Source organism: Asaia platycodi JCM 25414, from assembly GCF_000614545.1.
GTDB classification, from domain to species: Bacteria; Pseudomonadota; Alphaproteobacteria; order Acetobacterales; family Acetobacteraceae; genus Asaia; species Asaia platycodi.
In genome coordinates, this window is record NZ_BAKW01000022.1 from 1 (window position 1) to 23,512 (window position 23,512).

Consider the following 23,512-nt stretch of genomic DNA (forward strand, 5'->3'; position numbering starts at 1 on the left):
GGCACGCGTGCCATGCCCTGGCCGTGATCGCCGTCACCCGCATGGGCATCGATCTGACCGAGCGCGGGCTCGGCCTCGGTCAGAGCTGTCGAGAGTTTGATCATCGCCGAGGCAACGCAACGCCCGCCCTGCCTGCCCGCTTCGGTGAGCGACTTCATGTAAACGGCAGGGGCTTCTGTCAGCACGGGAAGGGAGTCGCGATAGCCGCCTGTCATTTCATCCCGCCTCAGGGCAGCACTATCGACAGGCGCGCGCCACAGCGTCTCGAGTTCTTCATCCAGCCAGGTGAGCGTCAGAGAGCATCCTGCCATGTCGAGGCTCGTGATATATTCCCCTGCCAGTGGGGCGATGACTGTATAGCCCGCATTTTCAAGATGGGGGATGATCGCCTCCCATAACACGAAAAGCTCTTCGTATTTCGTGCTGCCGAGCCCGTTCAGCAGAGCGGTAATGCGCGACCCCGCATTGACCGGGGCTTCCTTGAGCAGACGATCGCACAGAATGGCGGCCAGCTCGCAAGGGCGCATCAGATCGAGTTCGTCGATGCCCTGCTCGCCATGGACCCCGAGCCCGAGTGCAAGACGCCTTTCGGGACATGGAACAGCTTTTCTCGTTCTCCCGGGAGCGTGCAACCATCAAAGGCGACGCCGAACGAGCGCGTCCGGGCGTTGGCACGACGCCCGATCACCTCGACTTCGTCGAGGCTCAGCCCGGCTTCGGCTGCTGCGCCGATAATTTTGAATACGGGCAGATCCCCGGCTGTGCCGCGTCTGCGAGCCTCTTCGCCGGCTGGAGCACTTGCAATATCATCTGTGGTGGCAATCATGCGCGTGTCGATGCCTTCCGCGCGCAAACGCTCGGCAGCAATGCTGAAATTCAGAACATCGCCAGCATAATTGCCATAGCCCAGTATGACGCCTCCCCCGAGATGGGCCTCACGGGCGATACGCAGAATGGCCTGCGTTGAAGGCGAGGCAAAAATGTCCCCTGCAACGGCTGCATCGGCAAAGCCCTCGCCGACATAGCCATTGAATGCCGGAAAATGCCCCGAGCCACCGCCGACCACGAGAGTCACCTTGCCCTGTTTGCCTGGCTTGGTTCTCGTCACGCCACCACGCACGGGCTGGACGATATCGCGATAGATGCTCGCAAAGCCGCGCAGTGCGGATGTTGCGAAATTCTCGCGTCGCCACAGATTTTGGTCATGGGATAGTGATCCTCGTTACGGGTAGGCAGAAGAATGGAAAGACAGGAAAATTTTCAGGATTCCCGGTTGAAATAGCGCCGGGCGAGCGCGTCGAAAGAGATCGCGACAACCACGATTCCGCCACTGACAATCGACTGCCAGTAGGGCGAAATGCCAAACAGCACGATGACATTCTCGATAATGCCGATAATCACAGCGCCGAGCACGGCACCGAACGGGCTGCCCAGACCGCCGGTCGTGGCTACGCCACCGATGACCGCCGCCGCAATCGGGGCAAGCACCCAAGTATCGCCGATCGAGGGTTGAGCCGTGCCCAGACGCGCGACCATCAGAATGCCGGCTAGTGCCGAGAGAAAACCGGCTGCTGCGAAGGCGCAGACCCTGATGGCGTCGACCCTGATGCCCAGCATGCGTGCGGCAGCGTTATTGCTGCCAATCGCATAGATGTAGCGACCGAGCGGTGTGCGGATCATGACGAAAGAGACAAGCGCCAGGCAGAGAAGCAGGATCACGAATGGCACAGGCATGCCGAACACCATGCCGCGCCCCAGAAACGAGATACTGCCAGGAATGCCTGTAATGGCGACGCCCTTCGTGAGTACCAGATTGGCGCCGCCGTAGACGCCTGCCATGCCGATTGTCAGCACGAGCGAGTGCAGCCTGAGTTTCGTAATCAGCAGGCCGTTCAGCAGCCCGCAGCCTGTACCGAGGGCGAGGCAGAGCACCAGAGAGAGCCATGGATCGAGCCCGGCCTGGACCATGAAGATGCCGCCCGCCACCCCCGCGAGCCCGCCTATGGCACCGACAGACAGATCGAGTTCGCCCAGGATCATCAGAATGGACTGACCGATTGTCACCAGTCCGACAAAGGCCAGCGAGCGCGCGATGATCTTCATGTTGAACGCGGTCAGAAAATTCGATGACAGCGTGCTTGAAAGAACGAAAATGACAATGAGAGCGATCACCACCGAAAAGGGGATTGGACGCCACCGACTTGAGGCGTGCGCGCGTGGTCGGTTGTGGAAGTGCGGCAGCGCCATCATGCGGCGCAGGCGTGTCATGCGACATGGCTTGTCTCCGGTGAGCCGATGATCGAGGCGACCAATGTGCTGATTTCGGTCGTTTCATGGTCGAATGAGCCGTTGATCCGGCCCGAATAGAGCGTGACGATGCGTGTCGCACAGCGCTGAAGTTCGCTCATCTCGGAAGAGACGAGAATGATCCCGATCCCCTCCTCGGCGAGGCGCTGCATGATGCGATAGATCTGGAATTTGGTGCCGATATCGATGCCTTTTGTCGGCTCGTCAAAGATTAGCAGGCGCGGCTTGAGCGCCATTGCGCGACCGATAATGGCTTTTTGCTGATTGCCACCCGAGAGAAACATGATCTTCTTGGCAGGCGACGACGTACGCAGATCGAATTGTGCGATGATTTCACGGACCAGCGCATTTTCGCGGCGAGGAGAAATGACCCCCGCTTTCGCAATGTTCCTGGTAACGGCGAGCGAGATATTTTCGCGCACGCTCAGCATTGGAAAAATGCCGTGATGTTTTCGTTCTTCCGAAAGATAGACCATGCCAGACCGCACGGCCTTGTCAGGCCGGTTCGGGGCGATCAGCTTGCCGTCCAGCACAACATGTCCGCTCTGGACTTTGCGGAAGCCGAACATGGCCTGCATGATTTCAGAGCGCCCTGCCCCGACCAGCCCCGCAAAGCCCAGAATTTCGCCGCGCTTCAGTTCGAAGGAAATGTTCTCAAAGCCTGGCCCGGTCAGATGCTCTACGGAGAGAATGGTCTCGCCGGTGCGCGAAGAGGGTGCGGGCTGGAATTGCTCGTCCAGCTTGACGGTGCTGCCTGACATGAGGCGGATCAACTCGCCTTCGGTCATGCCCTCCATCGCGAAGCTGCCAACGCTGCGCCCGTTCCGCAGAACTGTCACCGTATCGCCCAGGGTGAAAATCTCTTCCATCTTGTGGGAAACGAAAACAATGGCGACGCCCTGGGCTCGCAAATCGTTGACGATGCGAAAAAGCCGTTCGGTTTCCCTGGCCGTGAGAGATGAGGTCGGTTCGTCCAGAATCATGACCCCGAAATTCTCCTGTGTTGCCGCGCGGGCAATCTGCAGAAGCTGCTGATCCGGCACACTGATTTCGGCAATTTTCTGGTTCGGCCGGGCATGGATACCGAACCGGGCGATGAAGCTCTCCGCCTTTTGCTCCATTGCCTTTTCCGACACCGTGATCCGGCCGAAGCCCGAGCGGGCAAAGGGCATGAACATGTTTTCGGCGACGGTCAGATACGGAAACAGATTGAGTTCCTGAGGCACATAGGCCACGCGCCTGAACAGCTTGTGGTCACGCAGCGCATTCTCATCATCAATGACGAGTGTGCCCTCATCGGGCTTGACCAGACCGGCAAGGGTCTTGATCAGGGTTGATTTACCCGCCCCATTCTCACCGGCAAGGATGTGCACCTTGCCGGCTTCGAGTGTGAGGTCGATATGATCGAGGGCCACGACCCCTGGATAGGTCTTTCGTATGCCCGACGCTTCAAGAAGGACCATAGCCCCCTCCCCATCGTCTATCTGGAGAGCGATGATTTGGTGATGATATCGATGCCCGTATCGATGTTCTTGGGCGTCTTCTGACCGAGCGCCTTCTGCCAGGCAGCCATCACGGCCCAGTAGCCCTGCATTTCAGGACGCTGGAGGCCGAGGAATCCACGACGCCGTCCTTTATGAGCTGAAGCATGTCGTTCAGATTATCCAGACCGACTTCCTGCACCTTGCCGATCTTGTCGCTCTCGCGAATGGCCTGACCGATGCCCACAGGGCCTGCCGCGTCGCAGGCGACCCAGCCTGCGAGATTGGGGTGTGCCTGCATGATGGCAGAGGCCTGTTTCTGTGCCGTCTCGATGCTGTCATTATCGATGCCCGTCGCCACGACCTTGATGTCGGGATATTTGGCAAAGACCTTCAATTCGCAACGCGCCCGAAGGGCGTGATTGGGCGCAGTGGGCACGCCCATCATGACGGCGACCTCACCCTTGTGATCGACGAGCCTGGCAAGCCGTTCCGCCGCCAGGGTGCCCTGTTCGCAGAAATCGGCACCGACCGCCGTGATCTCCATGCCCTCGGGAGGCAGGGAGTCGAAAACCGTCATCGGGATGTGTTCGTCGATCGCTTCCTGCATGGTCGACCGGTTTCCTTTCTCATCGAGAAGGTCGAGGATCAGACCATCAGGATGCGTCGCAATAGCGCGTTCGATGATGTCATTCTGGGTCGAGACATCAGCGGTTTGCGGCGCGCGATATTCGACCGTGATGGCGCGTCCCGTGGCCTTGCTCAGGAGGGCGGCAGCGGCTTGCGCGCCATTATTGGCCTTGTCGAACCAGGGATGGACGGCTTTCGGTATCATGACAAACCGCATCGGCGCATTTTCCGCTGCCGCGTGGGCGGCGAGCGGGGCGAAGAGCAGGGTTGCGGTAGCGAGCAGTGCTTTTTTCATGAGATCAGACCTTATGGTCGCGTTAGCCCGTTATTTGCAGGAATTGGGTGAATATTTGCGATCGAGCGCGTTTATGCCGTCGACATTGCGCGCGGAAGCACTGGCCGGGTCGAATTTCTTGGCGAGGAAAGAGTCGACGATGGTCTTGGCGAGTTCTGCCCCGACGACGCGCGCACCAAGTGTGATGATATGGGCATCATTTGAAAGTGCGGCACGTTCTGCCGAATAGCTGTCATGCACCTGCGCTGCACGAATGCCGGGGATCTTGTTGGCCGAAATCGCAACGCCAATGCCCGTGCCGCAGCACAGAATGCCACGCTCGTACTCGCCGGAAAGAATGGCGTGGCCGACGCGCTCGCTCAGTTCGGAATAGAGTTCGCTCTTTTCATCGACGGGGCGTGAAAGATCGACCGCATCGAGCCCTTTGGCCTTGAGATGCGCCACGATCTGCTGGGCGAGACCTTCACCGGCGCTATCGCCACCAACTGCAATTTTCATGATTGTCTTCCTTTATGGTGTTCTAGAGAGGAGCGGTATGCGAAGCGGGCGCCATGTCGCCAAGCGGGGCGACATGCAGGTTGATGCCCGCATCGAGCATGCGGTTCTTCTGGTTTTCGGAAACGCCCGAATCGGTGATCACGACGTCGAAATCAGACAGATTGGCCAGTCGGTTAAGGGCTGTCACATCGAATTTCTGGCTGTCGATCATCAGTATGCGCCGATCGACAATCTCCATGAGCGCCATCTTGCACTTCACGATTTCCTGTTCCTGATGATAGGCGCCAAGATCGCGCACTGCGGAAACGGACATGAATAGCGTGTTCGCCCTGAGCGATTTCGTACCCTGTTCGCATAGAATGCCGAGAAACGCGTCGAAACGCGGATGATATTTGCCACCGAGGCAGATGAGGCTGATATCGCGCGCCCCGGCGAGTTGGGTTGCGATGCCCATGCTGTTGGTCAGCACGGTCAAGGGCATGCCCGATGGCAGGTTTTCCGAGAGGATGCGCGAGGTTGTGGAATCATCGAGGGCGATGATATCGCCCGCCTTGATGAAGCTCGTCGCTACGCGGGCGATAGCCTGTTTCTCACGCGAGGCGCGACGCATGCGGTGGACGACGCTCGTTTCCATCACGCCGCTGGCCAGCATGGTCACGCCGCCATGAACCTTGCGCACCAGACCCTGTTCGGACAGCGCGTGGAGATCGCGATGTATCGTCATGCGGCTTGTCGAGAAACGCTCGACGAGTTCCTCGATCTGGGCGCCGCCATTTTCGAGCACGTAATCGAGTATTTCGCGGCGTCTGGCCGAGACGGCCTTGCTTTCTACGCCGGTTGCGCCGCTCATGACACAACCGACTGGATGATGGCGGCAAGACCCGACGGGTCCCAGGCCGAGCGACCGATGAACACCCCATCGACATCTGTGAGCGCGGTGTAGCGCGCCGCGTTGTCTAGAGAAACGCTACCGCCATAAAGGATCGGCACGCGACGAGCCGTCGCTTGGCCGACCAGTTCGGCCAGGACATGGCGCAGGCGGGTGTGAGCCGTCCCGACGAAATCGGGCTCGGCAGCCCTGCCCTTCGCTCCGATCGCCCAGACGTTCGTAAGCCAGCAATACGGTTTCGATCTGGGCCGGGGTCAGCCCGTGAAGCGCCATCTTCGTCTGGCGGGCGAGCGTCTCATGCGTCACGCCGAATTCATATTCCTCCGCGCTGTCGCCAATGCAGATCAGCGGGCGCAGGGCGTGGCGTATGGCGGCCTTGACCTTGAGATTGACGGTAATGTCCGTCTCGCCGAAATGCTCACGACGCTCTGAATGGCCGAGCTCAATGATATCGGCTCCACATTCACGCACCATATGAGGCGAGATCTCGCCGGTCCAGGCGCTTCATCTTCCCAATGCATGTTCTGGGCGCCAACATGCCACCGCGTATCAGCAAGACGCGAGGCGACCGTTTCGAGCGAAGTGAAGGGTGGAATGACAAAGGGGGTCACGGAAGAGGGTACGGCCATGGAAGCGATCTGCTCGGCCGCATCACGGGCGGCGGCTGGCCCCTTGTTCATCTTCCAGCTTGTTCCGATCCAGAGCGACTTTAAGGGCATCGTGTTCTCTCTCCGTGACGCAGTGACGAGCAATGTAACGTCGTGATGTTAAGATAGGAATTTATCTAACATATCGGTAGAGAAAATATCATCAAGGGCGTTCACATTGATATGATTTAGAATGAGTTTAACGCGAAGATTTGAGTAAAAATTAGCTATATCAACGAAATAGCAATTGATCATTTTTGTTATCGGGCGATCATTGATTTTGTGATTCATTGCGGTGACCTCGACGGTCCTGCCTCTGGCAACCAAAGCGAGCAGAGAGGCCTGATGGCCGCGCAAAAAAAATGTTCCCTCGTCATGTTTCGCCGTGAGGCTCCGCCTGCGCTCTTCAGTCGGCCGCATATTGGGCAGAAGTATTGATAACGCCGTGCTGCTCGACGGCAATCTTCCAGCTGGCATCGATCTCGGATGTGCAGGTTGCCTCTGTCCAGCCAAGGGCTTCTGTCATGATCGCGCAAATCTCTTCGACCAGTTCACGGCTCAAGGCGCCGGAAAGCGCGATGGTCGTGCGTCGGAACAGAAGATCGGCGGCCTTTCGCACGAGTTCTTCCTTCGCGACGTAGAGAATTTCGTTTTTCGTGTAGCTGGCGAGCGTATCGAGTGGGTGATCCGGCGTTTGGGCGCAGAATGCGGCTACCCGGTTTGCGGTCGTGCCATAGCGTTCGAATAACTGTGCCGCACGCATTATAGGGAGGTCATGCGACCGGGCGAGGTGTTGCACATAGGCATTGCGGGCTTTCTGCCCCGGATAACCCGCCCCGCCCCCGATTGCCCTCTCGCGGGAAGAGGCGACACGTTTGCGGTGCAAGAGCCCCAGCACCTTGTCCGCGCTTTCCTCCGCCAGACCGCGAAATGTGGTCCATTTGCCGCCCACCAGAGACAGAACAGGTGTGGTGCCAGCGTAATCGGTATGAATGATGTGGTCACGGCTGATCTCGCCGGGATCGTCCGCACGGCTGGCCGGTAGTGGCCGCACCCCACAATAGCGATAAACGACGTCGCTATCGCTGAAGCGGAAACCGGGAAACAGCTCCTGCAGCATGGCCAGCATGTAGGACTGCTCGTCCTGTGTGCAGACCGCCCTGTCGGCATCCTGTACCGGGATATCGGTAGAGCCGACGAGTATATGGTTCATGAACGGATAGGCCAGGCAGATACGCCCATCTGGCGTACCGAAATAGACCATCTGTCCGTTGAGCTCGCGCAGAAGCGCGGGGTGACGAATGACCAGATGCGAGCCTTTCGTGCCTCCGATATAGCGTGTGGAGAGGCCGATCTCGGCATTGACCCGGTCAATCCATGCGCCGCCGGCATTGACGATCAGATCTGTCTGGATGTGCTCGATTTCTCCGGTCTGGCCGTCGCGCAGAGTCAGAGCGCCCTCATGAAACGACGTGACCCTGGTATAGGTTTTCACAGCGCAACCCAGAGACAGGCGAAGCGCATCCTCGACGCACTCAAACCCAAGTCTTTCAGGTTGTGTTATCGCTGCGTCGTAATACCGCCCGGTGGCAATAACCTTGCGTGTCATATGCGGCCAGTCGCGCCGGACGCTGCGCCCGAAAGAAAGCCTGTGGCGGGGCATCATGCGGGCACGCCGCCCAAGATAATCATAGATCTGCATGCCAGCTTCGGTGATGGCCACCCCCCGATCGGCGAGCCTGGTCTTCAGACCGCAAAACCGTTTGATAGAGGGCAGTATCCCTCCGAGCCAGGAATGGATCGGGATGATCGTCGGCAGAGGTTTGACCAGATGCGGCGCGTTGCGCAGCAGCAGATTGCGTTCGAGAGTGGATTGCGCGACGAGGCGAAATTCGCCGGTCTCGAGATATTTTATGCCGCCATGGATGAGTCGTGACGGGGCCGCGGATGCCCCGGTGCAGATATCGCCCTTGTCTATCAGCAGCACATTGAGCCCTTGAAGCGCCAGTTCCCGGAACAGGCCCACACCGTTTATGCCCGCCCCGATGATTGTGACATCGAAATGGGCGGAATCGAGTTGTGTTGCGGAGTGGGTCATGAAGTATCTCGGTCTGTGAAAAGGTGCTGAAACGGGTTTCGGTCGGCTGGACGAGTGGTCAGCCCGTCGCCTCGCCTGCCAGTGCGTCATGCGGGGCGGGAGTGCCGTGCAGTGACGGCCAGAAAGGCTCGAGAACCCGAGCTATCGTCGTGTAGCGTTCGTAAACTGCATCGTAGTAGCGCGAGAGCGCGGGTTCAGGGGCGAAGGGTCTGGGATGCATATCGAGCCCCGCAACGGCATCTTCCAGCGTCGGATGAATGCCGCAGGCAACGCTGGCCGTCAGAGCGGCCCCGAGCGCACCCGCCTCGCGCACTGGCGAGGTCATGACAGGCCTGCCGAAGATATCGGCGAAAAGCTGTCCGATTTCGGGGCGGCGGCTGCCTCCGCCAGAAACGCCGATGCTGTTGACGGGACCCGTACGCATCAGATCTTCCACATGATGGCGATGGTTGAAAATCGTGCCTCAATCATCGCCTGAAACAGATCGGCGCGGTCATGCCATGATTGCACCCCGAGAAACGACGCGGTCGCAGGTGTCTCGAAAGGAGATCCGAACAGATAGGGGTGATAAAGCGGGATCTGTCTCTCGACGCGGCCCCGCTCGAATTTGGCGATCGAGGCTTCGATAAGACGGGCGGCGGCTTCAGGGTCTTCGGGCGCGATATAGCGCGCCATCCATTCCAGATTGCTCGCCGAGGCCGGGGAGATGGCCATACAGTTCCACAGGCCTGTTCGATACCCGGCGCGACAGGCCCATTCCGCGCCGATTACCGGGCGGTCGCGCAGCACCTCATTGATCGAGAACGTACCCGCCGTAACAGTCATATCGCCCGCCCGCACCTGACCCAGCCCGACGGAGGCCGCGATGACATCGTGCAGCCCGGCAGAAACCGGCGTACCCTCAAGCAGACCGGTCATGAGCGCGGCTTCTGCGCTCACATGGCCTGCCCGGTCGCACGAGTTCAGCATCGAAGGAAGGGCGTTCGTGATTTCCTGCAAATCGAGTGTCTGCAGGATCTTCTGGCTATAGCTCTGGGTGTGGAGATCGGTAAAAGCCGTGCTGGCTTCTGTCAGATCTGTCGCGATCTTGCCTGTGAGGCAGAACCGGAGCCAGTCTTTTGCGAAAAAGACCGTGCCGATTGCATCGTAGCGCTCCGGTTCGAAACGCTTGATCCAGGCGAGCAATGTCGTTGCGGAATAGGGATAAGGTCTTTGGCCGGCTATTGGCATGAGGTGGTCGAGAAGACCGGCCTCCTTCCAGCCCTCATGCACGCCGAAGGCACGGCTATCGAGAGACATGACGCCCCTTCCAAGCGGTTGGGCCTCGCGGTCGAGCAGAAAAACACCGTCGCCATGGGCGGTGACGCCAATACCGGCAATATCCGAACCGCTACATCCGGCATCAGCGAGCGCCTCACGGATCGTTTCGGCAACAAGGCGCCAGCATTCTTTCATGTCGCGCTCTACCTGACGCGGTGTCTGGGTGATCTGGGGAACGCGAGCCTGTCCGATACCGACAATGCGCCCATTCGGTGCGAAGATGACGGATTTCGCTGTGGTTGAGCCGCAATCGACGCCCATGACATAGCCTGCACCCATGATCGCCTCTTCGTTCCAGTAGCTCGATAACGCTGTTTCATGTTCTAAAGAGAGACTAAATGTGATCAAAATCACAAAACGGTGCGATATGTGATATATACGAGTTCAAGCTGTCACGAACTGATTGCGAGGAGATGCGTTGGATTACATCGGGTTCATGACCGAAATCTGGGAAGAGTGGCTTGTGAGGATGAGATATTTGTGATATTTTTGTTATCTTATTTTCTGGTACGCTTGGTCTCAATAAAAGCAAGCACATCTGTCAAAGGCAGTTTCAGACCATGAGTGATGACATCAAGTCAGCGCCCTCCCTGGATGGTTTCTCGGGGATCAAACGTCAGAATCTCAAGTCGCGTCAGCAGCAGATTCTTGATCTGCTGTTCGAGCAGGGTAATGCCAGCATCGAATTTCTGGCCGAGCATTTCGATGTAAGCCGGATGACGATTCATCGCGATGCTCATGCGCTGGCCAGCCAGGGACTGATTGACAAGATTCATGGCGGTATCACGCTCAAGAACCGCGCACGTACGGAAAAGAACGTTGCCTATCGTCAGCATCGCGCAGCTAATCTGAAGAAAACAATCATCCAGCGTGCGGTCTCGATGATAGAGCCAGGCCAAGTCATCATCCTCGATGATTCCACCACCGTGGCCGAAATGCTGCCGCTACTGCCTGCGCGTGCGCCTCTTACCGTTATCACCAATGCAGTGGGCGTGGTCCAGGCGCTGGCCCCCTTCCCCGGAATCAAGATCATCTGCCTTGGGGGTGATTACAGCAATTCGCGCAATGCGTTTTTCGGGCTGGTTTGCGAGCAGGCCGCACGGTCGTTGCGCGCGAATGTCATGTTCATGTCCACCTCGGTGATTTCGGGTGACACGGCGTTTCAGAACGATCAGGATGTGGTGAAGGTCAAGAGGGCGCTCATGGCTATCGCCGATGACAGTGTTCTGCTGGTCGATAGCACGAAATTCAGACAGGGCGGGCTGCATCGCCTCACCTCCCTGTCTGAATTCACGCGTATCCTGACCGATAGCCACATCAAGCCCGAGACGCTGTCCGAACTTGAAACAGCGGGTGTTCCGATCGAGATCTGCTGAGTTCACACCCCTGCCTGGCGCAGGGGTGTAAAGACTCAGTCCGCGATCAGGCGGCGTTTTCGAGCGTCGCCATATCAATTACGAAGCGATATTTCACGTCAGACTTCATCATGCGTGAATAGGCCGTTTCGATCTCGTCCATGGCGATCATCTCGATATCGGAAGTGATGCCATGCTCACCGCAGAAATCGAGCATCTCCTGCGTCTCGGCGATGCCACCGATCAGCGAACCGGCGAAGCTGCGACGCTTCATGATCAGACTGAATACCGCAACTGGCAGCGGCTTTTCAGGGGCGCCGACCTGAACCAATGTGCCTTCACGCTTGAGCAGGTTGAGGTAGACATTGATGTCATGATCGGCCGCCACCGCGTCAAGAATGAAGTCGAAGCTCGCGGTCTCCTTCGCCATGGCTTCAGGATCCTTCGACAGCACGACTTCATGCGCGCCGAGACGCAGACCGTCTTCGACCTTGCTCTGCGACGTTGTAAACAGCACCACATGGGCGCCGAAAGCACGCGCAAACTTGACAGCCATATGGCCCAGACCGCCCAGACCGACCACACCGACACGCTGGCCCGGACCGACTTTCCAATGGCGTAGCGGCGAGTAAGTGGTGATGCCCGCACAAAGCAGCGGAGCGACGGCAGCGAGATCGAGGTTCTCGGGCACTTTCAGCACGAAGGCCTGATCAACCACGACGGCCTTGGAGTAGCCGCCATAGGTATTTCCACGACCTTGGCGATCTTCGCCATTATAGGTGCCTACAAAACCGTTTTCGCAGTATTGCTCAAGGCCTTCTTGGCAGCTTGGGCACTCGCGACAGGAATCGACCATGCAGCCGACGCCAGCGAGATCGCCTACCTTGAACTTCGTGACGGACGCGCCGACTTCGCTTACGCGACCGACGATTTCATGCCCGGGGACGCAAGGATAGACAGTATTGTGCCATTCATTGCGCGCCTGATGAATGTCCGAGTGACAGACACCGCAATAGAGAATGTCGATGCGCACATCTTCAGGCCCCGTATCGCGACGGTCGAACTTGAAGGGGGCGAGACGGTCGGACGCTTTCTGTGCGCCATATCCTATGCAGGACAGCATGGGCTCTCTCCGGTTTCGTTATTCTGAAGATTACGGAAAACGGCGCTTCTGCCCCGTAGGGCATACGCCTGCGCATTCCGTAACATATCGAGACAACGCTGCCAGCCCCTTTGAGTTCGATTTACGAAACCATCCGGTTTTCTTTCCTGTTTTCACGAAATCTTGAGAGCTTGATATAGAGCGTCGGCAGGACAAGAAGAGTCAGTGCCGTGCAGGAAATCAGTCCGCCGATTACCACCGTCGCCAGCGGTTTCTCGACTTCTGCCCCTTCGCTCATCGAGAACGCCATCGGAAAAAAGCCAAGGCAGGCGACGGTTGCTGTCGCCATGACAGGGCGAAATCGCTCACGTGCCGAGGTTACGGCGCCTCGACGGCATCGAACCCGGCCAGTCTCTTGTCTCGTATATATGAAATCAGAACCACGCCATTGAGCGTCGCGACACCGAAAAGGGCGATGAAGCCGATGCCTGCCGATATGCTGAACGGCATGGCGCGCAGCCAGAGCGCGATAATGCCACCTGTCGCAGCAAAAGGCAGGTTCACGAAGACCAGAGCAGCGAGCCACACATCGCCAAGCGCAAGTATGAGCAGGCAGAAAATCAGAACGAGGGTTATGGGCACCACGATTTCGAGACGTGCCACGGCGGTCTGGAGATTGCGGAACTGCCCGCTCCATTCGATCCGATATCCCGGAGGCAGTTTGATCTGGGTTTTGACTGCCGTCTGGGCTGCCTGCACGAACGAACTCAGATCACGGCCGCGCACATTGGCCTGCACCATCATGCGTCGCTCACCCTGATTACGTCTGATGGCGGCTGGCCCGTCACGCATGGTGATGTCGGCAACCTGATCGAGCCGTACCGTGTGATCGTCTCGTGTCAGCACCGGCAGGAGTTTGATGTCGTCGAGGCTGTCCCGCGCCTGGGGCATGATGCGCACTTCGGTCGGGATGAGTGCATCCTGAAGCGAGACCGGCGGACCGACGTGGCCGCCAATGGATTCAACCACGTCGAGCACCTCTGATGTATCAACATTGAGACGGGCTGCTGCTGTACGATCAGCGTCTATATGCAGATAGGGTATGGTCCCGACATCCTGAGGCGCCACGTCTGCCGCGCCTGGAACATTGTCGACTACCTTTGCGATCCGTGCGGCCAGATTCATCAGCTTGTCGATATCAGGGCCATAGACGCCGATAGCGATCTGCGAGCGCACGCCGGATTGCAGATCGTCCATTCGCATCTGAATGGGCTGGCTCCAGGAATAGAGCGAACCCGGATTGCTCTTCCGTAGAGCTGCGTCGAACGCGCGAATCAGCCCTTCCTGCGTGTTGGCCGTCTTCCACTCGGATCGCGGCTTGAGCAGCACATAGGTGTCCGACTGCTCACCGCCTTGCGGGTCGGTTGGTATGGCCGAGGTGCCGCTATTGCTTACCAGCATCCGGATATCGGGGAATTGCTTGAGCGTGCGTTCGATCTGCTGGATCGAACGCAGCGACGCATCGAGCGATATCCCCGGCAGACGCGTGGAGGTGACGATCAGATCGCCCTCCTGAAGCTGCGGAATGAACTCGCCGCCAAGACGCGTGGTCAGCCCCACCGATACGATCAGAACGACCATCGCGATGCCCATCACCATTCTGCCGTGGGCCATGCACCAGCGGGACGCCGGGGCGAAACCGCGCCGCAAAAAGCGTATGAAAACTGTATCGTGTTCGGTGCCGCGCGTGACCTCTTCCACTTCGTCGCCATGGTTCGACTTGTGCCCTGCGTCATGTCCAGGCTTGACGCGCATGAGGAGCGCCGCGAAAGCGGGGACGGCTACAAGGGCGTAGAGCAGCGAGGCAATGAGCGCGAGAATAACCGTCTGCGCCATCGGGCGGAACATGCGCCCTTCCACACCTTCGAGCGTCAGGACAGGCAGATAGACCAGGATGATGATCAGGATGGCGAAGATCACCGGTCGGGCCACCGAGGCAACTGTATCGGCGATGCGTCGTGTGAGCGGCACATCGTCGGCCGCCTGGCTGGAGAGCACGCTTTCGACGATGACCAGCGCGCTATCGACAACCATACCGAAATCTATTGCGCCCAGACTGAGCAGATTGGCCGAGATTCCCAGATGGCGCATGCCGACCATGGCTGCAACAAGTGAGAACGGAATGACCGAAATGATGACGAGCGAGGCGCGCCAGTCTCCAATCACGACCAGAAGGACGAACAGCACCAGCAATGCGCCGAGGATCAGGTTCTCCTTTACCGTGTGGATCGTCACATCTGTCAGTGTGGCCCGGCTGTAATAGGGTTCGAGGGTAACGCCCTGCGGCAGGGTCGAGACGATTTTGGGGAGGGCCGCCTCAATGCGCGCCAGCGTAGCTTTGGCATTGGCGCCCTGCTGCAACAGGATGACGGCATTGACGATTTCGCCTTCACCGTCGCGTGTGACACCTCCCAGTCGAGGTAGCGTGCCCTCCTGAACCGTGCCGACATCGCGTACATGTACCACCCCGCCATTGGGCATGGAGCGTACCTGAACCTCGCCCAGCTCATGCAGGCTGTCGATGAGGGAGCGCCCGACAATGATGTGCTGCTCGTCATTATGCTCGAGCCAGGCGCCACCCGCGGCCTCGTTATCGCGATCGACAGCATTGAAAACGTCGGACACCGAGACCTGAAACTGCCTCAGCGCCATGGGGTTGAGCGCCACTTCGTATGTCTGTGAGGCACCGCCATTGATGTTGACGTCGATAACACCCGGGATGAGACGCAGCTTCGGCACGACATTCCAGGTCATGATGCGGTTCAGAGCAGCGAGAGAACGCCCCTCGCCATGGATCTGAAGCTGCAGGATTTCACCCATCCCTGTGGCCATTGGCCCCATGGTGATCGAAAGACCACGCACCGACACGGCGGCGCGCGCCTGCGACAGGCGTTCGGCAACAAGTTGTCGAGCCCGGTAGATATCGGTCCCGTCGTCGAATTGCAGATAGAGCACAGACACCCCGGTGCGTGAGACCGAGCGCATCGAATTGACGCCGACCACGCCCGACATCACCGTCTCGATCGGGAAGGTAACCAGACGTTCGACCTCTTCCGTCGGCAAGCCCGGCGCACGGACCGACACCAGAACCTGTCTGGGCGAGATGTCGGGTACGGGTTCGACCGAGAGCGATCTGAGATCGGCGATGCCGGCGATCATGAACAGCACGACCGCGCCGAGAATGGCTACGCGGCCCCGAAGCAGGGCAAGCATGAAGCGCATGGTCAGCCCCCGCCCTCTCCGTGACTGGGCTCCGGCGCCAGAAGCGCCTGTGACTTCAGAACAAAACTGCCGTCGGTTACGACACTCTCGCCGGGTTTGAGGCCTGACGTCACCACGATCATCCCATCGAGATCGGGGCCTGTGCTGATCTTGCGCGCTTCATAATGGGTATCGTCCAGCCTGACAAACACACAAGTCTGACTGCCTATGGTCTGGACGGCAGCGTCAGGAATAAGCGTACCCTTGACCGCTTCCGACGCGAAAAGCCGCGTTTTGACCAGCATTTCAGGGCGTAGTTGCCGCTTCGCGTTTTCAACCAGACTGCGCACCAGAACATGGCGCGTCATCGGATCGACACTGCCTTCGATCAGATCGATATGCGAAACAATCGGTTTTGTGTCCGGTGTCGGCCAAGTGAGCTGGCGGCCGCCCCGACTCAGCTTGACGGCCTGCTGCTCTCCGACCTGCGAGACCACCCAGACCTTGCTCAGATCGTCGATCTCAACGGCAGGGGCCGTGCGATTTGAGACTTCCTCGCCTACTCCGACCGTGATCTTGTCGACGATACCGTCTATGGGCGAAATGACGGACGAATGCAGACCTTCAGTGCGTTCGGAAGAAGAACTGAACCGGGCAAGTCGCTCGCGTTCATTCTGCACAATGGCCTGGCTGCGTTCGACCGTTCCCTGGGCCTCTCGCAGACGCGAGTACCGGCGCTGGGCCTCGCCCTGTGAGACCGCGCCGCCCTGCAGCGCCCGCCCCCGATCGTAGGCAAGGCGCGCATCGTCACGCAATGCCTTGGCCTGCTGAAGCGCGGCCTCTGAGGAGAGCAAGCGCTGATGGGCGTCGCTCAGGCTGAAATCGTCATAGGTGAACAGAACCTGACCCTTCTTGACCAGTTCGCCCGGCGTGACGAGCACGCTCTGCACCCGCCCCTGCCCGACCGGGTGGATGCGCGCACTGCGCCGATCGTCCTGATCGATATAGGCTGGCACATCGATATGCGGAGGCAAAGCGCCGCTTCTGGCTTTTGCGGTGTGAATGCCTTCGCTTTTAAAGGCCTCTTTCGCAATTACGATCGGGCGGCTCGGCCAGTCACTGCCTGATTGGGCCAGGGCAACAGGCGCGCAAAGAGGAAGGGCGACCAGAAGCCGCAGACAGGAGATGTTCATGGATAATGTCCCGCCATAAGGCTCATTCTGATCATGGCAGCGTGCCAGATGACGTCGGCCTCTGCACTCCTTTGCCCGGCATCAAGCGCCGCCCGACGGGCACGCAGATATTCGATGACCGGCGTCTCGCCCACACTCCAGGCATGTTCGAGATCCTGCGCGCGGGCATCAAGCGCCTGTCGTGCAGAATTCGTGTGGCGCGTCATGCTGAGAGCTGAACTCAGGCTGGCACGGGTGCGCCGGTATTCGGTCGTGACCTGCCGCTGTGCCAGCACTGCGTCGCGCTCTGCGGCGCCCATGGCCTTGACCTCTTTCATGATCATGGGGGTATTCCGAGCCTCGCTCGGCAGGGCCATGGAGAATTGCACGCCGACCTGGGTATCCCAGGGGCTGCCAAATTGACCCTGCTTGACTACCTGCACTCCGACTTGCGGCGCGGGCATGTAGGAGTGCCTGGCCAGCACATAGGCGGCCTTGGCGCTTTTGGTCACGGCCTGTGCCATTTCGATGCGCGGGTCCTGTGACGGATCGAGCGTGAGTGTCTGGGTGCCGAGAATGCGCCCGTCGAGCGAGAGGATATCGGGAATGTCGTCAGTGCCCGTCAGAGCATCGAGTTCAGCTCTGGCGCTTTCCAGTGCCTGTTCAGACTGAGCGATCTGGGCATCGACATCGCCCTGCTCGCCTATAACGGCATCGAAATCGGCGGCAGCAATCTCCCCGGCCCTGAGACCCTGATGCGAACTCTGCACCACGCGCTCAAGCAGCGCGCTGGTGGCGCGTAAATTGCCTATCTTCTTCTTCAGCAAGGTCGCTGTGCTTGCGAGATCGAGTACGCGCACCGCGCTCAGCAGATGCTGCACCTTGATACGGGCCTTTGCCACAGCCTCATCGGCAAGTGCCGTGCGCATGGTTGCCGTGCCCTGCCCCGGCAACCAGAGTGGCACACTGATGCTGCCTGATAGGTGGTGTAGCCAGATTGGTGCCAATGAAATGGTCGTCGAGATATTGCCCGGCGACGATCGGACCATCAGGAAACCAGGACCTTGCGGCCCGTGCGTTTCTGGCAGATGCCTTGGCATCAATGGCAAAGGACTGGTTGGCGGGATCTCTGTCCCAGGCCGACTGGATGGCTTCGTGAAAGCTCTCGGCGAGACACGGTGGCGTCGCTGCAAAGGCGCCCATGATCAGGAGCGTGCCCCTCAATCGGGAGGTCCTGAAAGAGAAGGAATAAGCCCACGCCTTGATGCGTTGCCTGTGCGATCGGGGAATCACTGACATGATGCGCGATCTTAGGCATTAACCGCGCGTAATCCGCGACAAAACTTGGCTGGATAATAAAATTTATAATAAAATCTGTGGACAACCGGAAAATTTGGGGGCGTGACGGGCAGGCTGGCTCTACGTCCCAGCCTGCCCGTCACGCTATCATCGCGGACTTCGCGTTCAGTTATCCAGAGTTTGTACGTGCGACACCTTGCCGAAGCGATCGTAATAGATCACCGCATTGCCACGGCGTTGCGCGTAACCGTCAGGCGTGCCATCCGGGCGCTTGAACAGAATGCGGTTGGCGTCAGGCTGTTCGATCACCTTGTCGCCCCGCGGACGAAACTTGAACATGCTGAAATCTGCCTCGGCCTTCGGCAGGGTCGAAGACCGAGCGAGCTGGTGCATGTCAGGCGCTTTTTTGCCGTCACCGTCATCCTGAGCCTGCGCCATACCGGGGGCAATAAATGCCCCGGCGGTCAGCATGCCCAGAACGGCGCTGAACAATTTTCCCTGTTTCATCCTGATTTCCTGTCTCAACCTTTACGCGAAGCACCGGGCTGGGCGTTGGCTGCGGCAACATCAGCCGCACTCCACCCGCCGCCAAGGGCTCGGTACAGCGTTACCAGATTCTGGTAACGTGCGAGTTGCACGACTATGAGATTCTGCTGCGCTTCGTAAAGGCTGCGCTGCTGGGTCAGGGTCGTGAGATAAGGATCGATACCCGTGTTATAGCGCATCATCGCCAGATCGAATGCCTGCTGTGACGAACCCACAAGCGCCTTGAGATGGGTATCCTGAGCAAGATAGGTCTCTCGCGCGGTGAGTGCGTCAGACACTTCCTTGAACGCGGTCTGAACCGTCTTTTCGTAGGTGGCAATCTGCGAGAGACGCCGTGCCTTCGATATTTTCAGGTTCCCCTCGTTCTGACCCCAAGTGAAAATCGGTAGCTCGATATTGGGCGAAACAGACCATGTCTGGGCACCCGGCGTGAAGAGATGCCTGAACTGGAGTGAGCTGACACCTTCCTGTGCAGTCAGGGTGACCTTCGGGAAGAACGCAGCGCGTGCCGCACCGATATTCGCGTTGGCCCCGATCAGGTTATGCTCCGCCGACTGGATGTCCGGGCGTTGCGCGATCAGGTCGGAAGGCAGGCCAGCGGGCAGATCGGTCAGCAGGGTCTGCGAGCCGAAGGGCTGCGGCGCTGGCAGCGTATCGGGCAGTGGCGTGCCCACCAGAAGCTGAAGCTGATGTTCGTCCTGCGCCAGCTGGCGCTCATATTGTGCCTTGTTGCTCTGAGCCTGCTCGACCTGGGTCTGGGTCTGGGCCAGCGTCAGCGCATCGGCCTCACCATGGTCATATTTGAGTTTGGTGAGATTGAGCGTGTTGCTTTGAGAGGTCAGGGTCTCGTTTGTCACACGCACGAGTTCCCTGTCCGCCAGCCAGGACAGATACGTGTTGGCGACCTGCGACACCATGCTGATCAGTACCGACTGGGCACTCATCCGTGAGCCAAGGACTTCCTCAGCCTGCTGTCGTGACAGATTGCGTATACGCCCGAAGAGATCGATCTCGTAGACGAGAAACCGATATTCGCCCCGTAATAGCGCAGCATGGAGGTGCCACGGCCCAGACCGGGGGCAAATGAGAAGCCAGCAGTCTCGGAAGGCGCAAAATACTGTCCCTGCCCGGTCACACCGATCGGCGGAAAAAGAGACGCATGCTGTACTTCGTAGCTTCCCTGCGCTTCCATGATCGCCGCGGCCTGACTGCGCAGGTCGCGGTTGTTACGCAGGGCAAGGTCGATCAGGCGCGCAGACGCGCATCCGTGAAGAAATGCTTCCACCCGATATCGGCAGCGGCTTGCCCGCTCAGAGGCCTGGTCTGTCCGGAATTGGCGGGATACGCGTTCTGAACAGGTTGGGTGGGCTGCTGATACTTCGGCGCCAGATGCAGGAGGCGAGCATGGTGAACGCCGTGAGAGCGCTCACCGTCTTGAGTTTGGAAAGCTGGTTCATGCGCCCTCTCCTCGAGCGGCGGTATTGCGGTCTTCATAAGGATCAACGCGGTCCTTGATGCGCTGCACACGGAAGACGCGCAGGATGACAACGAAGAAGACGGGCACGAAATAGACTGCGAGGAGTGTCGCAGAGAGCATGCCGCCCACCACGCAGGTGCCGATAGCAACGCGTGACGCAGAGCCCGCGCCTGTAGCGATAGCCAGCGGAAACACACCGCAGACAAAAGCAATCGAGGTCATGAGGATCGGACGCAGACGCTCACGGCCGGCCTTGAGGACGGATTCTTCAAGGCTGTCACCCTGCTCGAAGAACTCCTTGGCAAATTCCACGATGAGAATGGCGTTTTTGACTGACAGACCGACGGTGGTCAGCAGGCCGACCTGGAAGTAGACGTCGTTGTCCAGACCACGCCACAACGTCGCCCCGATGGCACCGAGCACGCCAAGCGGCAGAACCATCAGCACCGAGATCGGGATGGCCCAGCTCTCATATAGCGCAGCAAGGCAGAGCAGGATCACGATCGCAGCCAAGGCATAAAGCGGGCCGGTCGCGCCAGCTGAGGCAACCTGCTCGTAGGAAATGCCGGTCCATTCGAAACCGATGCCTTTCGGCAGGGTCGCCATGATCTTTTCCATTTCCGCCATGGCGGTGCCAGTGCTGGATCCCGGGGCCGGCTGACCCTGCAGTTCGAAGGAGTTCAGACCGTTGTAGTTTTCGACCTTCTGGGGGCCGACAATCCAGTTACCCGTGGCGAAGGAGTTGAACGGTACCATCGAACCGGCGGTATTGCGGATATACCATTTATTGAGATCGTCCGGACGCATACGAGCCCAGGCCTCACCCTCGATATAAACCTGCTTCACACGGTCGCTCCGCATGAACTGGTTGACGTAGATAGAGCCGAAGGCACCCTGAATGGTGGTATTGATTTCGGCATTGGTAACGCCCTGGGCATTTGCCCGAGGACGATCGATTTCGAGATGGAATTGCGGCTGATCTTCGAGCCCCATCGGACGCACGGCTTGAAGCAGCGGGTTTTTTGCGGCGGCACTGAGCACCTTGTTACGGGCGTCGAGCAGCGCCTTGTGCCCCAGATGGCCATTATCCTCGAGTTCGAGATCGAAACCGGCAGCGTTGCCAAGTTCCAGAACGGCTGGAGGATTGATGGCGTAAATGATTGCTTCTGGATCCATCCAGAAATGCTTCATGATCTTACCGGCGACTGCCATTGTCGTATTCTGGCTACCGGGGCGTTCATCCCAGGGCTTGAGACGGATGAAGAAGGCACCCGCGCTTTGGCCCTGACCAGCAAAATTGAAGCCGTTTACGGCAAAGACGGACTCAGTGATATCACCGTAGTTCTTGAGGACGTAATCAGTGATCTTCTTGTTGACCGCTGCCGTCTGGGCGTCGTTCGCGCCGGGACGCATGGTCACCTGACCGAAGATGATGCCTTGATCTTCATCGGGCAAGAAGCCGCCTGGCACGCGCACAAAGAGCAGGATCGCGCCAATCGTGAATGCCGCAAAAATGACCATACTGATGAGGCGCTGACGCACAAGGAATCTTACACCCTTGAGATAGCCCTCTGTCATACGGTCGAAATTACGGTTGAACCACGCTATGGGACCGCGCTCGGCTTTCTTGTGGGTTGGCTTGAGCATCGAACCGCAGAGAGCGGGTGTCATTACCGTGGCAACAAGCACTGAGAGCCACATGGCGGCGACAATGGTAATCGAGAACTGGCGATAAATGACGCCCGTTGAACCGTTGAACGCCGCCATCGGAAGAAACACAGCGGTCAGAACGAGCACGATACCAACGAGGGCGCCAGTGATTTCGTCCATCGACTGGCGGGCTGCTTCTTTTGGTGAAAGATGCTTCTCGCTCATCACGCGTTCGACGTTTTCCACCACCACGATGGCGTCATCAACGAGCAGACCGACTGCCAGAACCATGGCAAGCATGGTCAGGGTGTTGATCGAGTACCCCATGGCCGCGAGTATGCCGAAAGTGCCGAGAAGCACGACAGGCACGGCAATCGTCGGAATGAGCGTTGCACGAAAATTCTGCAGGAAGATGAACATCACCACAAAGACGAGCCCGATGGCTTCGACGAGGGTGATCACAACTTCTTCGATCGAAAGCGTGATGAATGGCTCGGTATCGAGCGGGTAAACAGTCTTCAGCCCCTGAGGGTAATACCGTTCGAGTTCTGCAATCTTCGCGTGAACAGCTGCCTCTGTCGTGATCTGGTTTGCGCCTGGAGCGAGCTTCAGCGCCATACCCACGGTCGGCAGATTGTTCCAATGAGACGTGAAATTATAGTTCTGCGCGCCGAGTTCGACCCGGGCGACATCCTGAAGCAGAACCTGTGAACCGTCCTGCTGAACCTTCAGAACAATCTTCTTGAACTGATCGGGGTCGCTGAAGCGGGTGGGGCCGATGATCGTTGCATCGAACGCCATCTCCTTCGTGGACGGCAACCCGCCCAGCTCACCTGACGAAACCTGGATATTCTGCTGCTGGATCGCGGTCTGAATGTCACTGACATTCAGAGCGTATTTATAAAGTTTGTTCGGATCCATCCAGACACGCATCGCGTATTCCGTGCCGAACAAGGTGTGATCGCCGACGCCGGTCACGCGTGACAGCGGATCGGACACATTCGAGGCGACGTAATCCGCGATATCCTGTCCTGTCATGCTCCCATCGGTCGAGATGAAGGCAATGACGAGCATGAAGTTCTTGACGGCCTTGGTTACGCTCAGGCCCTGAGCGACAACCTCAGTCGGCAGACGCGGCTGTGCCAGCTGCAGCTTGTTCTGCACCTGAACCTGCGCGATATCAGGGCTTGTGCCCTGCACGAAGGTCAGATCGATTTCCATATGGCCACTGCCATAGGAAGAGGCCGAAAGGTATTCCAGACCATCGAGCCCGGACATCTGTTGCAGAATCGGCCGTACAGTCGTGTTGTTGACGGTGTCTGCCGACGCCCCCGGATAATCGACGGTAATCGCGATCTGTGGTGGAGCGATGGAAGGATATTGTGCGATCGGCATGCGGAAAATGGCCACACCGCCAACCAGCATGATGATCAGCCCGATAACCCAGGCGAAGATCGGTCTGTCAATGAAGAAACGTGACATGAA

At 58.6% G+C, this 23,512-nt stretch carries 17 protein-coding genes and 4 pseudogenes; 1 reads left to right on the top strand and 20 read right to left on the bottom strand.

The features are described 5' to 3' along the window. From JCM25414_RS26820 to JCM25414_RS20675, 12 genes and pseudogenes are all read right to left on the bottom strand, one after another. A pseudogene (locus tag JCM25414_RS26820) lies at positions 1 to 1,120 on the bottom strand (dihydroxyacetone kinase subunit DhaK); the annotation flags it as partial. Between the two features lie 140 nt (positions 1,121 to 1,260). Beyond that, the gene (locus JCM25414_RS14005) at positions 1,261 to 2,268 is read right to left on the bottom strand and encodes an ABC transporter permease (RefSeq protein WP_025842037.1); all 1,008 of its coding nucleotides are present in this window, start codon (positions 2,266 to 2,268) and stop codon (positions 1,261 to 1,263) included. Beyond that, positions 2,265 to 3,770, bottom strand: a complete 1,506-nt coding sequence (locus tag JCM25414_RS14010) for a sugar ABC transporter ATP-binding protein (protein ID WP_025842038.1) — start codon at positions 3,768 to 3,770, stop codon at positions 2,265 to 2,267. Before JCM25414_RS14010 ends, JCM25414_RS14005 begins: the two co-directional genes overlap by 4 nt. Before the next feature lie 109 nt (positions 3,771 to 3,879). Beyond that, positions 3,880 to 4,713 (bottom strand): substrate-binding domain-containing protein, encoded by an 834-nt coding sequence (locus JCM25414_RS20665; protein WP_242403610.1) that lies wholly within the window; start codon positions 4,711 to 4,713, stop codon positions 3,880 to 3,882. 30 nt (positions 4,714 to 4,743) lie between these two features. Continuing rightward, on the bottom strand, positions 4,744 to 5,211 hold the full coding sequence (locus tag JCM25414_RS14020; protein ID WP_025842039.1) for an RpiB/LacA/LacB family sugar-phosphate isomerase: 468 nt from the start codon (positions 5,209 to 5,211) through the stop codon (positions 4,744 to 4,746). Between the two features lie 22 nt (positions 5,212 to 5,233). Then, complete coding sequence (locus JCM25414_RS14025) at positions 5,234 to 6,061, bottom strand: DeoR/GlpR family DNA-binding transcription regulator (RefSeq protein ID WP_025842040.1); 828 nt, start codon at positions 6,059 to 6,061, stop codon at positions 5,234 to 5,236. Next, positions 6,058 to 6,255, bottom strand: a pseudogene (locus JCM25414_RS26825) (triose-phosphate isomerase); the annotation flags it as partial. The gene JCM25414_RS14025 and the pseudogene JCM25414_RS26825, both read right to left, overlap by 4 nt. Then, positions 6,179 to 6,550, bottom strand: a complete 372-nt coding sequence (locus JCM25414_RS26830; protein WP_369346095.1) for a triose-phosphate isomerase — start codon at positions 6,548 to 6,550, stop codon at positions 6,179 to 6,181. The gene JCM25414_RS26830 and the pseudogene JCM25414_RS26825, both read right to left, overlap by 77 nt. Then, positions 6,445 to 6,819 (bottom strand): triose-phosphate isomerase, encoded by a 375-nt coding sequence (locus JCM25414_RS26835; protein WP_369346093.1) that lies wholly within the window; start codon positions 6,817 to 6,819, stop codon positions 6,445 to 6,447. The genes JCM25414_RS26830 and JCM25414_RS26835 overlap by 106 nt, the downstream gene beginning before the upstream one ends. A 334-nt stretch (positions 6,820 to 7,153) precedes the next feature. Further along, a complete protein-coding gene (locus tag JCM25414_RS14040; RefSeq protein ID WP_025842042.1) occupies positions 7,154 to 8,845 on the bottom strand; it encodes a glycerol-3-phosphate dehydrogenase/oxidase in 1,692 nt (563 codons plus the stop codon). A 58-nt stretch (positions 8,846 to 8,903) separates the two neighbouring features. Beyond that, positions 8,904 to 9,269, bottom strand: a complete 366-nt coding sequence (locus JCM25414_RS25435) for an FGGY-family carbohydrate kinase (protein ID WP_242403611.1) — start codon at positions 9,267 to 9,269, stop codon at positions 8,904 to 8,906. Next, positions 9,269 to 10,513, bottom strand: coding sequence for an FGGY-family carbohydrate kinase (locus JCM25414_RS20675; RefSeq protein ID WP_242403612.1), 1,245 nt, complete (start codon positions 10,511 to 10,513; stop codon positions 9,269 to 9,271). Before JCM25414_RS20675 ends, JCM25414_RS25435 begins: the two co-directional genes overlap by 1 nt. Positions 10,514 to 10,725: 212 nt before the next feature. On the opposite strand from JCM25414_RS20675, the gene JCM25414_RS14050 reads away from it, so the two are divergent. Beyond that, positions 10,726 to 11,541 carry a DeoR/GlpR family DNA-binding transcription regulator gene (locus JCM25414_RS14050; protein ID WP_025842043.1) on the top strand — a complete coding sequence of 272 codons (816 nt, stop codon included), beginning with the start codon at positions 10,726 to 10,728 and terminating at the stop codon, positions 11,539 to 11,541. Between the two features lie 46 nt (positions 11,542 to 11,587). On the opposite strand, the gene JCM25414_RS14055 is transcribed toward JCM25414_RS14050, so the two are convergent. The 8 genes and pseudogenes from JCM25414_RS14055 to JCM25414_RS14085 form a co-directional block, all read right to left on the bottom strand. After that, a complete protein-coding gene (locus JCM25414_RS14055; protein ID WP_025842044.1) occupies positions 11,588 to 12,643 on the bottom strand; it encodes an NAD(P)-dependent alcohol dehydrogenase in 1,056 nt (351 codons plus the stop codon). A gap of 121 nt (positions 12,644 to 12,764) precedes the next feature. After that, positions 12,765 to 15,904: pseudogene (locus JCM25414_RS20680) on the bottom strand (efflux RND transporter permease subunit). Between the two features lie 2 nt (positions 15,905 to 15,906). Next, positions 15,907 to 17,076 (bottom strand): efflux RND transporter periplasmic adaptor subunit, encoded by a 1,170-nt coding sequence (locus JCM25414_RS14065; protein WP_025842045.1) that lies wholly within the window; start codon positions 17,074 to 17,076, stop codon positions 15,907 to 15,909. Next, entirely contained in the window at positions 17,073 to 18,020 is a 948-nt protein-coding gene (locus JCM25414_RS20685; protein WP_159101781.1) for a TolC family protein, read from the bottom strand. Before JCM25414_RS20685 ends, JCM25414_RS14065 begins: the two co-directional genes overlap by 4 nt. Further along, positions 17,962 to 18,354, bottom strand: coding sequence for a hypothetical protein (locus tag JCM25414_RS23450; protein WP_159101782.1), 393 nt, complete (start codon positions 18,352 to 18,354; stop codon positions 17,962 to 17,964). Before JCM25414_RS23450 ends, JCM25414_RS20685 begins: the two co-directional genes overlap by 59 nt. 165 nt (positions 18,355 to 18,519) lie before the next feature. Further along, on the bottom strand, positions 18,520 to 18,861 hold the full coding sequence (locus tag JCM25414_RS20690) for a hypothetical protein (protein ID WP_242403613.1): 342 nt from the start codon (positions 18,859 to 18,861) through the stop codon (positions 18,520 to 18,522). A 14-nt stretch (positions 18,862 to 18,875) separates the two neighbouring features. Beyond that, positions 18,876 to 20,357 (bottom strand): annotated as a pseudogene (locus JCM25414_RS20695) (efflux transporter outer membrane subunit). Then, positions 20,354 to 23,509 carry an efflux RND transporter permease subunit gene (locus tag JCM25414_RS14085; protein WP_025842046.1) on the bottom strand — a complete coding sequence of 1,052 codons (3,156 nt, stop codon included), beginning with the start codon at positions 23,507 to 23,509 and terminating at the stop codon, positions 20,354 to 20,356. Before JCM25414_RS14085 ends, JCM25414_RS20695 begins: the two are co-directional and overlap by 4 nt. Positions 23,510 to 23,512 lie beyond the last annotated feature (3 nt).